Annotated in this window: 14 protein-coding genes; 7 read left to right on the forward strand and 7 right to left on the reverse strand. The window is 41.4% G+C overall.

All coding sequences use genetic code 11. From position 1 onward, the window contains the following. The first annotated feature begins 34 nt into the window (after positions 1 to 34). Positions 35 to 1261, forward strand: coding sequence for a DUF819 family protein (locus KO531_RS15435; RefSeq protein WP_219251613.1), 1227 nt, complete (start codon positions 35 to 37; stop codon positions 1259 to 1261). Between the two features lie 852 nt (positions 1262 to 2113). Here the strand turns inward: KO531_RS15435 and KO531_RS15440 are convergent. After that, complete coding sequence (locus KO531_RS15440) at positions 2114 to 2872, reverse strand: TetR/AcrR family transcriptional regulator (RefSeq protein WP_219251614.1); 759 nt, start codon at positions 2870 to 2872, stop codon at positions 2114 to 2116. Positions 2873 to 3218: 346 nt separating this feature from the next. Here KO531_RS15440 and KO531_RS15445 point away from each other — a divergent pair, with 346 nt between their 5' ends. The 6 genes from KO531_RS15445 to KO531_RS15465 all read left to right on the forward strand — a co-directional run bounded on the left by KO531_RS15445 (position 3219) and on the right by KO531_RS15465 (position 8451). Next, complete coding sequence (locus KO531_RS15445; RefSeq protein WP_219251615.1) at positions 3219 to 4739, forward strand: flavocytochrome c; 1521 nt, start codon at positions 3219 to 3221, stop codon at positions 4737 to 4739. Positions 4740 to 4744: 5 nt separating this feature from the next. Further along, positions 4745 to 5113, forward strand: coding sequence for a cytochrome c3 family protein (locus KO531_RS15450; protein ID WP_012089430.1), 369 nt, complete (start codon positions 4745 to 4747; stop codon positions 5111 to 5113). A gap of 40 nt (positions 5114 to 5153) precedes the next feature. Continuing rightward, the gene (locus tag KO531_RS15455) at positions 5154 to 6290 is read left to right on the forward strand and encodes a hypothetical protein (protein ID WP_012089431.1); all 1137 of its coding nucleotides are present in this window, start codon (positions 5154 to 5156) and stop codon (positions 6288 to 6290) included. A gap of 127 nt (positions 6291 to 6417) precedes the next feature. Then, positions 6418 to 6612: a hypothetical protein gene (locus KO531_RS22445; protein WP_251068979.1), complete on the forward strand. Its 195-nt coding sequence runs from the start codon at positions 6418 to 6420 to the stop codon at positions 6610 to 6612. 15 nt (positions 6613 to 6627) lie between these two features. Continuing rightward, positions 6628 to 7533 (forward strand): hypothetical protein, encoded by a 906-nt coding sequence (locus KO531_RS15460; protein ID WP_251068980.1) that lies wholly within the window; start codon positions 6628 to 6630, stop codon positions 7531 to 7533. A 174-nt stretch (positions 7534 to 7707) separates the two neighbouring features. Next, positions 7708 to 8451: a cupin gene (locus KO531_RS15465; protein WP_028759672.1), complete on the forward strand. Its 744-nt coding sequence runs from the start codon at positions 7708 to 7710 to the stop codon at positions 8449 to 8451. 2353 nt (positions 8452 to 10804) lie between these two features. Here KO531_RS15465 and KO531_RS15470 read toward each other — a convergent pair. From KO531_RS15470 to KO531_RS15495, 6 genes are all read right to left on the reverse strand, one after another. Further along, positions 10805 to 11239, reverse strand: a complete 435-nt coding sequence (locus KO531_RS15470) for a hypothetical protein (protein ID WP_219251616.1) — start codon at positions 11237 to 11239, stop codon at positions 10805 to 10807. A gap of 120 nt (positions 11240 to 11359) precedes the next feature. Next, positions 11360 to 11695, reverse strand: coding sequence for a hypothetical protein (locus KO531_RS15475; protein WP_219251617.1), 336 nt, complete (start codon positions 11693 to 11695; stop codon positions 11360 to 11362). A gap of 65 nt (positions 11696 to 11760) precedes the next feature. Beyond that, a complete protein-coding gene (locus tag KO531_RS15480; protein ID WP_219251618.1) occupies positions 11761 to 12204 on the reverse strand; it encodes a GNAT family N-acetyltransferase in 444 nt (147 codons plus the stop codon). A 70-nt stretch (positions 12205 to 12274) separates the two neighbouring features. Then, the gene (locus KO531_RS15485; RefSeq protein WP_219251619.1) at positions 12275 to 13621 is read right to left on the reverse strand and encodes a serine hydrolase domain-containing protein; all 1347 of its coding nucleotides are present in this window, start codon (positions 13619 to 13621) and stop codon (positions 12275 to 12277) included. A gap of 99 nt (positions 13622 to 13720) precedes the next feature. After that, positions 13721 to 14200 carry a hypothetical protein gene (locus KO531_RS15490; protein WP_219251620.1) on the reverse strand — a complete coding sequence of 160 codons (480 nt, stop codon included), beginning with the start codon at positions 14198 to 14200 and terminating at the stop codon, positions 13721 to 13723. Between the two features lie 87 nt (positions 14201 to 14287). Beyond that, on the reverse strand, positions 14288 to 14674 hold the full coding sequence (locus tag KO531_RS15495; RefSeq protein ID WP_219251621.1) for a hypothetical protein: 387 nt from the start codon (positions 14672 to 14674) through the stop codon (positions 14288 to 14290). Positions 14675 to 14687 lie beyond the last annotated feature (13 nt).

Raw genomic sequence — 14687 nt, forward strand, 5'->3', positions numbered from 1 at the left:
ATGTATACCAGCTATTCTTACTAGGTGAATTAAATTGATATCATCAGATCTTGGAATAGGATTTTTTTTAGTCTTTTTACTATGTAGTTTATTTTATACACACACATCCTCTATTACACTTTTTAAGCAAATTTATCGTATTTTTCCACTGATGTTAATGTGCTACGCCTTACCTGCCATCTTTAGCTCGCTAAATATTATTGATGCAAGTAATAGTCAACTTAGCGAAATGGCAAAAACACACTTAATGCCCGGTTGTTTATTTTTGCTGATTTTAGGTACCGATTTCTTTGCTCTCAGTTTAGTGGGAAAAAAACTTCTCGGTATGTACGTACTAGGTGCTGTGAGCATCTGTATTGGTGGTCCATTAAGCCTATGGTTAGGCTCTATATTTTTTCCGAATGAACTCGTCTGGCAGGGAGATAATGCTGCTTGGAAAGGCATGTCAACACTAATGGCAAACTGGCTTGGCGGAACCGCCAATCAATTGGCTGTAAAAGAAATCCACAGTGTCGGTGATGCCGTATTTGCGGTAATGATGGCTATTAATATTCTTTTTTCCGGTATATGGATGGTTATATTACTTTTCATTGCAGAACGCCAAGATAAAATCGATGATTTCCTGAAAGCTGATAAAAGCTATAGACCGATATTTTGCACTGACATCAAACGTAAAGTGATAGGAAAACAAACAGGCTATTATTGGATTCTGATATTGAGCTTGACTTTTTTCATTGTAATTCTCTTTAGTGAAAGATTATCATCCTTCCTTGCAACAAGAATCGTTAATAGTTTCCCACACTTATTTAAATACAATCTTACTTCTGAATTTTTTTGGTCAGTATTAATTACAACTTTTTTAGGATTATTATTTTCATTAACAAATGCAAGACATGTGTTAGTCAAGGAAACTCAGCAGATAGCTCTTTTTTTAATCTATATCATGATAATGTTGATGGGGTTGAACTTTGATATTAGCGCATTGAGCGCCGCGCCCTATTACGTTTGTATCGCTCTTATTTGGTTCTCTATACACATTATTATCTTATTTATTTTTACTGTTTTTTTCCGATTACCTATCATGTACTTCGCGATCGCGAGTCAGTGCAATATTGGTGGTGCTGCTTCTGCACCAGTTATCGCCAGTGCTTTTCACCCAAGGCTGGCTTCCGCTGCTTTATTGATGGCAGTTTGGGGTTATACTTGGGCGTCTTTGTTGGCGTGGTATTTTGGTTTTTTAATGCAGTTTATTCAACCATAAGATGGGAACAAAAAGTGTGTCTAACTAATTTTTTTCTCCCAATAAATGCCACTCCTGAATCTTCAAAGCACTACCCAAAGCTTTCAGAAAATTTCTATTTAACAATACAACTTATACATTACCCCCCCTATCAATCAAACCTCGGGGTGATTCAACACTGTGATAAAGTCGCAGCTACGCGCAGCCTGCCCATATTTGTTATGTTTTTTCATGATTCAAACTGGAGACACTTTACCATACATATACCTCAGTCTTTTGGCATGCTTAAAAAGAACTTTAAAATCGCATAAAATAAAAAAGCCTGCAAACAATTAAGTTTGCAGGCTTTTTAACTCTTATAAAAAGAGGAATTTGGTCGGTATGAGAGGATTCGAACCTCCGACCCCTGACACCCCATGACAGTGAATCACTTAATCATAACCAACTGATTTTAAACATAAATTATGTGATTTTCCACGTTTTAATTACCCTAATAATTTATGTGCATTTACATGCAAATGCGAAATGTGCAGCCTGTGTATTCAATAGCTTACACTGTATTTGACCGTATAATTTGCACTATTTTTAGCACTAGTAAATCTAATCTGTTTTTTAAATGAATATTTCATGCTGGAAATATGAACAGCGAACGAATTATTTGCAAGCATACCTAGCCTGATAACTTTATTCAGGCCAACCTCTCACCAACTTTATCTAAGAGCATAATAAAGTTTGATCAAAAATTAGATTGCTATGAAGAGCCGCAACACACTAGTTTGATAAATTATCCGTAAAAGAAACCATTCTTCTGAGTTGAATTTGGGCACTAGTATAAAACCTACTGAAACAGAGCTTTGTTGATTTCAATCACCGTTACCCCCCAACACCATTTGTACAAGACAGCGCACTACATGCAGCGCAACTCATATGATCACGATAATGTTGGTCGAAGAACTTAATCGTTCTGGCCTCTAAAGAATCATATAATTCTGGGGTTAAGGGCATTTTCCACTTATATTGCCCCATCAATTTAGCCAAATGTCGGTAACAGGTTTCTCGACGATTAGAAAGGTATTCTGGCGCGATAAGCTGACTCTCAAATTGAGTTAACGCCCCGGTTAAATAAAAGGTGATACCCTGTACTAACTCCTTTACCTGTAATGGTGTCGCCTCTAATTCCCCTTTTTCTACTGCTAGATTGAGCGAGTCAGTAAACCAGCCCCAGAACGCATTAATGCGCTTTTTAAAGCGTTCGACTTTTTCATCACTAGCAAGTTGCCATACCATGGTATTAACAGAAACAGAACGTAACGTTGCAAAGCTTTTGCTGCGTTTTATCGTTTCAAAGGTAAATAGAATTGGCAACAATACTCGTTCTTTAGCCGTTAATTCAGGATTTTTATTAAAAAAAATTGGCAAGTGATTAGAGGTTGCACTTCTTAGGAACAGACAAACTAAAACGTCTTCTTTACGTTCAAAAAATTTGTACAAGGTACCAGTAGAACAACCGACTTCTTTGGCCAGTTGAGAAAACTTAAAAGAGACGATACCTTGCGACTCAATCAACAGCTCAGCTGCATCCAGTATTTGATTGCACCTTAAAATAGATAGTGTGTCAGAAGGACATTTCATGCACTAAACCCGAATAAAACGCTAAGTAAGCGTGAATTATGCGTTGTTAACTTATGCCTGTTATAGGGTAAGGATGACTAATCGGGATAAAGCTCACGCAAGTGAGCATTTTATTTATGTTCTTTGTGAGTTACCTCAAGCATACATTGCAACAACAAGTTTTTTTCAAAGATTAAAATCCCTTCACTTACATTTTTGTTGCAAAAAACTTTCATTTTCAAAAAAGATTATTCTAGACATAACTCACGAATAAGTTTGCCACTCCAAAAAAGCCGTGACTTAGTTCACCTTTAGCCTGCCCCATAGCCTCTATCTTGCTTGCATACTGAAGTAGAGGGTGAACAACATGCATAATAGAAGAAACTTTTTAAAACTGGGGGCAGGTGCAGCTATTGGCGGTATTGCAGCCGCACTGCCAAGTGCAGCATCAGCTAACGAGTGCGCATCAAACATAAAATGGGATGAAACACGCGATGTTATCGTCGTGGGTTCAGGTTTCGCGGGTTTATCTGCTTCACTCAATTCTAAACGCCAAGGTCTTGGTTCCGTACTTGTATTGGAAAAAATGCAAGTCATTGGCGGTAACTCTGCGATTAATGGCGGTTGGCTAGCCATTCCCAAAAATCCAATCCAATTAGCCCAAGGCATTCAAGATGATTCGCCAGAGGAACTGGTTAAAGATCAGATCATTTCTGGCCGCGGTATGCAAAATACTGACATGTTGCGCCAAATGGCTAATCGCGCACTGGATGCCTATGACCTGTGTATTAATGCAGGGGTAAAGTTTCGCGAAGGATTTAACCAGCAAGTGGGTGGACATAATAAAGCACGAGCGATTCGTACCCAACACGGTGTGGGCGGCGATATCACCACTAAACTTTATGAAGTGGGTAAAAAAGAAGGAGTTGAATATCGTCTGCAACACTATGTTGAAGATTTCATAATGGATGGTCAGGAAATTATCGGCCTCAAAGTTCGCCAAAATTATCGTTTCCCCGATCTCAAAACTGGCAAAACAATCTATATCAAAGCTAACAAGGCCGTTATCCTTGCCCACGGTGGTTTTTCTCGAAATTTAAAACTGCGTGAGCTGGTTGATCCATCGCTTGATAAGACACTTGATTGCACCAATGCGCTAGGAGCGACTGGAGAAGTCACCCTTACAGCCATGGCACACGGTGCACTGCCTATACATATGAGCTTTATTCAAACTGGCCACTGGGGTTCGCCTGATGAAGGCGGCTTCGGTTGGTCAAATGCGTTACTGTCGATTGGTTTCCATAAGGGCATTTCCGTCAATGTTCTTGATGGTAAACGGTTTATGAATGAACGTGCCGACAGAAAAACCTGCTCTGACGCCATAATGAAAAACCGTAATGCAGATGGTTCCCCCGCTTATCCTGTCGTGTTTTTTAATCATGATGACCATGTTGGCGATGAACGCGTCACCCGTGCCGTGCGTGACCAAATTGCCTGGAAAGTCGATAGCCTAGAGCAATTAGCTAAGCAGTTTAATATCCCACTAAATGAGTTAAAACAAACCGTTACTGAGTACAACCAACAAGTACCTAAAGGTGTTGATCCACTCTTTGGCCGCATGATGGATACGGCTGTACAGCTAAAACCTCCCTTTATTGTCTCGCGGATCTGGCCAAAAGTGCATTACTGCATGGGAGGATTAAAAACCGATTTAGGTGCCCGTGTTATGCACAGCCAATCGTTAACGACAATTAAGAAACTGTATGCAGTTGGCGAAGCGACCGGTGGTACACATGGTGGAACACGTTTAAGTTCAACGGCATGCCTAGAGTGCTTGACGATGGGAATTATCGTATCTGAAACCATCAAATCTGACATGCAGGCTTAAATATTATGAATAAATTACTACTCACACTCCTTATTGGATTCGTATTTGCTGGCAATGTAAACGCCGGAGAGCTGGTAAAAATGAAAGGCAGTACTCAAGGCCGAGTAAATCATGAGTCTCTCTATCAAGAAGGCTGTAAAAGCTGTCACCAAGGTTCAGGTAAGCAAAATGCTACCGACGCAGCGTGCGTTGAATGTCACGGTGACATAACCAGTATCCCCGTTGACGAGAAAAAGCTACCGATCCCAGAAGCTCATCCGCACAAATCGTTGCACTACAACGAAGGTGCAAGCTGCTTAGCCTGCCACGCTGAACACGAAAAAAAGGCCCCAGTTTGTGCTGAATGCCACCGTACTTGGTTCAAAGAAATGTAAATTAATTATTAAAATTCAAATACTAAAATAAAAGGTAACGATGATGAAACAATCCACTCGGTTTATGCTGTCCATGGTTGCAACTGCAATGGCCATGTCGAGTTCAGCCGCTTTTGCTGCAGAACAACAAGAAGATGGTATTAACGTTGGCGGTGCAGTGCGTGTTAACTATGGTTATAAAGATTATGACAAAGCCTCAAAAGACAAAGGCGGCGATTTTAATTTTGATATGGCCGCAATTAAATTTGATGGTAAAAAAGGCGACTTCGGTTTAGCCGCAGAATACCGTTTTACTTCAGGCACTAACTATATCAAGTACGGTTATGGTTACTACAACATTGATCCAGACTGGCAACTGCAATTTGGTATCAACAAGGTACCCTTTGGTAATCGCGAGTTTATTTCTAACAGTTGGTGGTTTGGTCTACCTTACTACTTAGGTTTTGAGGATGATCATGATATCGGTCTTAAAGCCACCTACGAAAAAAATGGTTGGCATACTGATTTAGCCTTTTACAAAAATGCTGAATATGGTGCGACCGAGAATAAGCGTTATTCGACCGATTTGTATACCGGTACCATCAATGGCACTGAGTATCACAATGAAGAAACTAACCAGTTAAACGTGCGCCAAACTTATACAACAGAATACGAAGGCGGCTCGACTACCTTTGGTGGCTCTGTGCAGTATGGCCAAATCTACAACAGTGAGACGGGCAACAATGGCGATCGCTATGCCGTAGCATTGCATTTAGATAGCAGCTACAAAGGCTGGAATTTACAAATGCAAGCCATGCAATATGAATATGATGCTGCAGATGCTATCGACTCCAATAAAATTGGCGTGTCAGTAGTGAGCTGGCAGTATGAAATTGCTTCTAAGGGCCAAGCCTATAACATCAACATTGCCAAAACCGTGAACACAGATTGGGGTAGCATTAAGTTCTACAACGACTTTGGTTTAATGACGCCAGATGTTGATGATGATAGCTACGATAACAGTATGCAAAACGTCACTGGTATGGCGATTTCTGCAGGTCCTACCTACACAATGATCGACTTTGTTATGGGTAAAAATATGACCTTCTCTACCGCCAATAACGACCATGTTGGATTACCGGAAGTCGGTAATGATTGGGATAAACGCATTAACATCAACTTTGGCTATTATTTCTAACTCTCCATTCTAAATCTTGTTTGTAATAATCAAGTCGATCGGAACGTTCCTGCGGTTTTGATCGACCCTTCTTTTTATGCCCTATTTATTAGGGCATTTTTTATTTTTCAATGTGATTTAGCCAACCATGAAGCAACACACTTTACTCGCCTTATCCCTATTTTTTATTCCGTTTTCACCACTCTATGGAACAGAGTTACAAATGGGGGGATTTATTAAGGCAAACGCACGTTATGTTGAAGGTAATCTGAAGTTTCAAGACAGTTGGACAGGTGGAGGTTCTTTCGCGGATAACACTAAACGTACTCAATTCAGTTCGTAAGAAAGTCGCGTAAATATGACCATCACCTCAAATGAAGTTCAAGCCTTTGCTGAAATCGACTTTGTTGGCTCGGCGCAGGGGAATCCGATCATTTCCAATTCCTACAGCCCCCGCCTAAGGCACGCATTTATATCCTACCAAGGCGTAACGGCTGGGCAAACTTGGTCCACCTTAGTCAATACCAGCACCTTTGCTGAAACAGCCGATTTAGGCGGGCCATTAGTTGGTCAAGCCATGATAAGACAAGCGCTGGTACGCTATGACACAGCCCATTGGCAGTTTGCCCTAGAAAACCCCTACACCTACGGAACTCAATCACCAGAACAAGCAAGTGCACAAACTAAATTCGCCACAGCACTCACGTCAACAGAACCGCTATGGATTGATACCAACCATGATTATCTGCCAGACATGATCGTTCGTTACAACCAATCGGGTGACTGGGGTAATGTGTCGATATCAGGTTTACTAAGATATTTAGACTCCGCCGATACAGCCCAATGGGGTGGTGGTACATCAATAGCGGCAAAAATACATTCCATAGGGAAAGATGATCTTCGTATTCAATTGCACTATGGTCATTTAGGGCGCTATGTAGGAACCGATGCAGCTAGAGATATCACAGATGGGCAATTAGAAAATTCTTTATCCGTCATGTTCGCCTATAGGCACTTTTGGACCCAACACACACGTTCAAGTATCTTTTATGGGCACACATCCACAAAAGTAGAACAAACAGATCGTAGTCATTCTGGGGTTAACTTATTCACCAATTTAACCCAATCACTCACTTTAGGCGCTGAAATAGGTCGTTATCAAATGCAAGACAATATCACTTCTCTTGTGCCCACAGAATCCCAGCCCAGGGCAACTCAGGGAGCCTCCAACTATGCACAAGTCAGTCTGCAATTCTATTTCTAATGCTAGGGTCGCAGATAAGATTATTCGCGAGCAGAGTCACGAATAAGTTTGCCACTGAAAACATGACGTGATCCATTTCACCTTTGCGGTAGACCAATCTCTTTATTGTTAGTGACAGAACAATAATACCAACACAATACCGCCATTTTAAAAATTAAGACAATAGGATAGATAATGATGAAATTAAAAATGCTTTTTGGAATCGCCGCATTGGCATCAACGGCAGCTATGGCGCAAGGCCCACAATGTAACCATGCACAACTTCCATATCAACAAATGACACCGGTGCCAGCGGACAGTACTCCTTATGTCCCACAAGATACTATGCCAGAGCAATGTCGTAACCCAGAAATTGAAGCTTATATTACTGATTGGGAAGCAGGCAAAATCGATTTTAATACCATTAAACCCAACGACAGCATCGCCGCGGATCAACGTTTTTGTAAAACCTTGGATGATAATGGCAATGTCCTAGAAGCAAAAAACTGCGACCCTAAAAACTCTCCCGTTGGCTATATTTGGAAAGAATTGTCTGACAGCCCAGTTGTTATCGGTATTACTAATGGTGGCAAGTCAGATCATGAGCCGCACTTTCATGGCCAACCAGAGTGTTATTACGTCGTAAATGGCACAAGTAAAACATTAGCAAACAATAAATTTGAAACCCTAGCTAAAGGTCAATACTTCTACATACCTGGGGCTCATATCCACAACACGCCAATTTTAAACAAAGAGGGTTTAGGCGTGTTCTACTGGTATCCGAATAATGCTCATTTTGATGGTTTTAAATACTATTGGCGCAAAGATGTGAAAAACTTGAGAGTGGCTGAAGAAGCCTTTGATCGTGTTGATGCCATTCGTAAACGTGATCTTAACCTAGGCCCATACGGTACAAACGAAGCATTCTTTAAAAAATAAGCCAAATTGAAATAAACCACCTTCCTAAGAAGGTGGTTTAGCCCTCTTTGCTCCGCTTATATCGCCACTACCTCATCCTCCGAAGTAAAAAAATGGAGATATAACATTGGCGCATAAAGCAAAGATCAAAGGATCACAAAATCGATCTATTGAAGTTGGTATATCCGAGCACACCTATTTTTTGAGATTCAGAGAAAGCAAGGAAAATAATCAATTACAATCAACACCATAGATAGCGTTCAAAATTATGAACGCCCCCTAAAAGCCCTCTAATAAAACAACAACCAAGCCCTCTAAAATCCTCATATGTAGTGAAGCACTGCGTGTCGCCGCCCCCGCAATCAACCGAGCCGGAAGGACCCGTGATGATAATGGTTCGCATCCACATCGAGTTGCGAGTGATTCTCATCACCATAAGGTGTCGCGTTCTGCTTCAATCAAACCGTGAGCATCGGCGAGGCACAAAATCCGCCCATCTAAAAATCAAAATTCCTCATAATTGCACATGATCATCGCTCCATTCCTATCCATGCAGGATGACTAATATAGGTAAAGATAACGAGTCTGGCACTCGGTTAAAATGAGCCTAGTCCTAGACAGAAGCAATTCACCTAAAACCGTCTAAAACCGTTTAAAACCTTGGCTTTGACCCTCTTCACCCCATTGCCAACATTTAACACCAAATCAACAAATTCACGCTATTGCATCCTTCCTTAGGGTTGATGCAATGACTCGTCTGTAGCCCTACTGCTGCATGGGCTAGAGTGCTCCCAACTTTTTGAGGCGATCTAGGGATTATCTAGGCCGCATCAAAAAACGGTTGAACCATATTGGTGCAAGACACTGAACAACACCTATTGAATAGAAACATATCACTAACAATTCAGATTAAGGCAGCATGGGCCTAAAAACGCGTTCAATCACCCAAAAACAGTGTGCAGATCATCCCAGTTCACCTGCTTTCGATGACTAAAAACGGGGAGTGGATAACGCCTTCGCAGGATGAGGCCGCGACCGAAACAGTGAGCCGAATAGAAGGATCCATTTAGGCGCCATCAATTCACCCAGAACTACCAAAAACTCACCTTTTGCCCTACCCTTTACGCCCTTCAAGCCTTAACACAAAAGCAACAAAAGCGAGCCGTTGCATCCTCCTCTAGGGTTGATGCAACGACTCGCCTGTAGCCCTACTGCTGCATGGGTTTGAGTGCTCCCAACTTTTTGAGGGGATCTAGGGATTATCTAGGCCGCATCGAAGCTCTGTTGCTCTCTAATGCTGTAATATCTCTATCGCCACATAACAAACCAGCAATAACTAATGCTAGGAAAACGTGCGCTATTCTCACTCGTCATCGTCGAGCAACACGCCTATATCAGCCCTATTTATGCCGGCTTCACCCACAGACATTAGCGAATACCTGGACGATGCAGGTATTAAGAAGCTAACGAACGGAAGCATACACTTTGATGCTGGGTATCAGGCCTACCCATCTCCTTATCCAAACAAAGCCAGCATGAGATTAGCGGACACAGCAGCAGGTAAACACGCGACAGCTTCATAGGACCAAGCGGAACAACACGCTTAGGTACCGGCCATCATCGATCACCGGCATTAGTGCACTACTGCCCACGGCTCATTATGTGTATTGGGATTGGTTAAAGCTGACGACAGGGCATGAAGCGTAATGTTATCAGGTGACACGTATGAAGGTGAAAATAGTGGTCTAAGAACAGGTCAAACTGAACACACGATTGAACTGGATTAGTGACTTAACCTGTCAATATTCAAATCACGATGCAATAAGATCCGACAGGTTGCTTTAGCTCACTTCTGCCCCATTATGAGTTAGTGCGAACTACCCATGACACCCGCACAACCAGCAATATAGACCGTCAGGATAGAAACAAAAACAGTCGATGTGCGATCATGTTTCGAAACCTAACATTAGGTTAAGGGGCGGGGCCTGTACGCTTGGTTCGGAATGTAAAGAACATGGCTGCAAATGTTACTGGCCACCACGTAAAAATTAATATCAAGGCTTCTGCGATATGTACATTGCCTTGGCTGTGCTTTGTGAATATGAAGTCAGTTATTGATTGGAGCACGATGCCGCCATTCCAGAGGCGAGCCTTATGAGCAGGCCATGATAAAAAACGCCATAAATTTCCATGCGCTAAATCGTAAGAAAAAAAAGCAGCAACCAGTAATACTATTGTTACCAACAAGCTGAACAGTAACAGTAAATTGATTCTTATCAGTGACATATAGCAAAGGGTCCTAACGCACAACACAGGCGATGAGGTGCAGCGGGTTGGCATCCCAGCGGCCGCAGGCCGCAAGTGATACCTATTATTATGTTTCATTTACTAGGGCCGCTTTTGAACCCACATTATTAATTACCGATACCCGAGATAAGCCACCTACAAAACGATCAAATGCGGCTGGCTCCACCTTAAATGAGAATGAAGCTACAAAACATACCTTTTCTCGGGGATAACGGGTATCTCTGGATACAATTTGTATGGCCGCCAGTATGCGCCCAGAATTATCGGCGCAAGAGAACACAATATCGAAATGAGACAACTGATCACTCTCACCAGAGTAAAACCGAACGCTATCCTCTCGTTTCTTGGGAAAGCCACTTAGTTGAGTGCAAAACTCTTGAAATTGGTCTTCGTTAACGTAGCAATCGGCTATACCGGCAAATCCGCTACTTTCGCCTTTCACTCTTAGTTTCAGCAGATCATCTATTTCGGATAATTGCTCAAATTCCAAATATTCACTCATGACTGTCCTGAAACATAAAGCTTTGCCAATGGGCAAATGCGAACGTTGTTGGGCGAAGCCCAGTGAGTATTTGTCCCAGCCGCGTCGTTTGCGGCGATTTTGGGCAACTTGTTATGTGTCTTACAAGCTGATGTAACTATCATTAACTTCAACGTTGACATACCTCTGCTGATTATCCAATACAATTGAAATAGTAATAGCATGTAAGTTTGAGTTTTGATCTCGAATTATGCCCTGAAATCTATTGGTGTATTTGTCATAACTGAATTGAATTTTTTGGGAGTTAAGATAATTCTCAATAGCTTTAGCATCATCTCCAACCTTCAAGGCTTGAACAATATTGGCCTCAACCTGTTTCGAAGTTGATTCAGCTTTTTGTTCACATCCGAATAAAGAAACGATAAAGAATAAAACGATGTGATAATTACGCAAAACTTGAACCTCTCCTTGGCACATAACGCTCGCCTAAACGGCGAGCAACTTGTTGCGAGTCAAGCGGCCGCAGGCCGCGATGTTTAATGTTAGAGACACAGCTTGATGACTGCCAACATATCTTCACCATCTTCATCCAAACCCACTTCCTGAAAGCCAAAACTTGAATAAAAATCTTTGGCCACTGGGTTTTCAGGGTCATAGCAAATTTCTATTTCTTTTACTTTGTCACTGGCTTTGATTTCATTGAGCGCCAAATTTAGTGCAACTCTGCCAATACCAGATTGTTGATAGCGTTGATCCACCATAAAGCGCCAGATAGAAACTTTTTCAGGCGTTTTAGATACCCACATGAAAAAACCGACAGGCTTATCGTTCTGATAGATAGCTCTGCAGGTATGTCCTTGGCAGTAATGTGATTCAACCAAAGACCACATATTGCTCGCAACATATTCCTGTTGCTCAACCGTGACATCTAAGTCACATACGTCTTCATAATTTGAACTGGTAATTTCTTCCAATGTGATGCTCATGACTTTCCTTAGCTCTAAAGCCCACAACAAACGCGAGCAACTTGTTGCGAGTCGTTTTTGATGGCGATTGTTATATTTCCGATCGAACTAAAGGCGCTCGCTCACCCATGTAAATACTGACAGGAACAAGTAAACGCTTATCATCCTGCTCTCGAAGTTGATAATAATCTTCGGTGCATTCATACGAAAATGCGTTATTTTCCCGAAGCACTAATTTTCGGATAACGCCATTGCCAGTTTTTGCACTGAGTTGACCATCATCGAATGTAACAGTCATAACCGTATCGTCTGCACCTTTGTATTGACCAATCAGAATCTTTGCCTGCTCTGTGATGTTTTTATCAACAATTGGCGTTGGTGAAAGGTTAAGTTGCCTTGCAATCATATTTAACAAAGCTGGGCCAGGGTGAACAGAGTCATTATTGCCGAATACTGTGCCAAGTAAATCATGTGAAGGAAAATAGATTGACCATGCCATAAAACCTGGCACCTGCCCTTGATGACTGTACGACGGTAGGCCACTTATAGGATATACATCGGTACCAAAACCATAATTGACTGATTCACCGTTGTTTAATTTAGCTCTACTTACCATCAACTGATAATTTTCAGCCGAAATTACCTTCCCAGAACTTAAACCACGATGCCACAGGCTCATGTCATCAAGAGTAGATGCAATTGCACCTGCCGCATAAATCCAACTGCGGTCAACGGTTTCGGGAGCCAAATACAGATTAGGCGCATCTCTATTTGTGGTATAACCTTTAACGATTTGCTTTGAACTTGCCCCATTAGTCACAACAAACGAATTCTTCATACCTAAAGGAGAAAAAATATTTCGCTGTAAATACTCGCTATATGTCAGACCAGAAGCGACTTCAATCACCTTTCCCAACAAAATATATCCGGTATTTGAATACGCATAATCAACACCAGGCTTTCTAAGCACAGGCATTTTACTCACCTGATTGATCACTTCATCAATGGTGGCGTATTTGTCCCACCGCTGCCTGATCCCTGCATCCAAGTTGTAATTTGGCAGCCCAGAAGTATGGCTTAGCACACTTTCAATCGTCAGCCTTGTGTACTCGACGGGAATATCTTTAATAAAATCACCCAAGGTACTTTTTAAGGATAACTTTTTATTTTCAGCAAGTTGAAGGATGGCTGCAGCAGTAAACTGCTTTGTAATTGATCCGATTTGAAAAGTGTCATCAACTTTTAGTGGTTCGCGAGTGCTTATGTCTGCAACACCAAGCACGCCTTTGAAAACATGCTTTCCAGCTTGTTCGATACTTACTGCAAGTCCCGGCTTATCCAATGATGCATGGCAAGATAACATTGCTGAAAAATCATGTTCTTGTGCATCAACACAGCTAACAAAAAATATCGAGCTAAACAGTAACTTTTTTACCATTGAAATAAACACTCCCTTGCAAAAAAATATAACGCCCCACTAAGGGGCTAATTAATAGTTGGCTATAATGCGAAGCGGAGCGAAAGTAGCCAACTGTTTTTAGTCCCGCTTAAGTGAATTGTTAGGAAGAGGTATTGTGCACAACTCTTTTCCGAAGAGATCTCCAGATATATACTCTGTTAAATAGCCAGAAATACCACATTGTTTTTGTATTCCTTCAATAATTGAGACATGTATATAATTTTTATTATTTATTGAAACTATATTCATAGAACTAGGTGAACCGCCTCCGCAACGATCAGAACCGAAATACTCCTCTTTATCTCCGTTCAATACTTCTAAATATGGAACTTGTTGTGTTCCACCAGCAAATCTAGCAACTTTTTCTAAATCACCATCATTATCAATATCTATCGACAAAAATGTTTGTGTCTCTCTTGGTCCAGGGAAATTAAACGGGATATCTATTTTTACCCAGTTTTCTTCTTGATCCACTCCTTCGGAAATTTGATGGCAAACATTAACTGCCTGAGCAGATGTACTAAGCATAACCAATACAAGGGCGACTGATAACTTCATTACTCTTCCTAACGCAAAGCACACGGGCGGAAAAACGCGTTAGCGTTTGACGTCCCAGTAGCCGCAGGCCACGAGTGATGCGCCTTGTTATGTTTTGATTTTATACTGCACATACTGTACTAGTACCTGATTGTTCGTAGTACCGTACGCAGACGGTAAAACCTTACCATTTAAAATAGCCTTAATGATCGTACGCGAGTGAACTCTAGCTGGCTCCATCAAAACAATTTTGTAATTAGCAATTTCGCCTGATTCAGTAACATCGAACTGAATTACGCCTTTGGCATTAACCAATGAGCACGCAGGGGAAAGTGATGATCTTGCTTTGATTGAGCCATCCTCAAAAATCTTCGGGCCAGGTGTTACTTGCTCAATAGTAAAAACAAACTCTTCCAACACTTCGATGGTTGAATCTGAGCATGATCTTTCAACTCCAAATTCAATATTGAGTAAAAGTAGCAGCAGACTAATCATCTACACCTCAAAA

This window comes from Shewanella sp. NKUCC06_TVS, from assembly GCF_019345515.1.
Lineage (GTDB): Bacteria > Pseudomonadota > Gammaproteobacteria > Enterobacterales > Shewanellaceae > Shewanella > Shewanella oncorhynchi.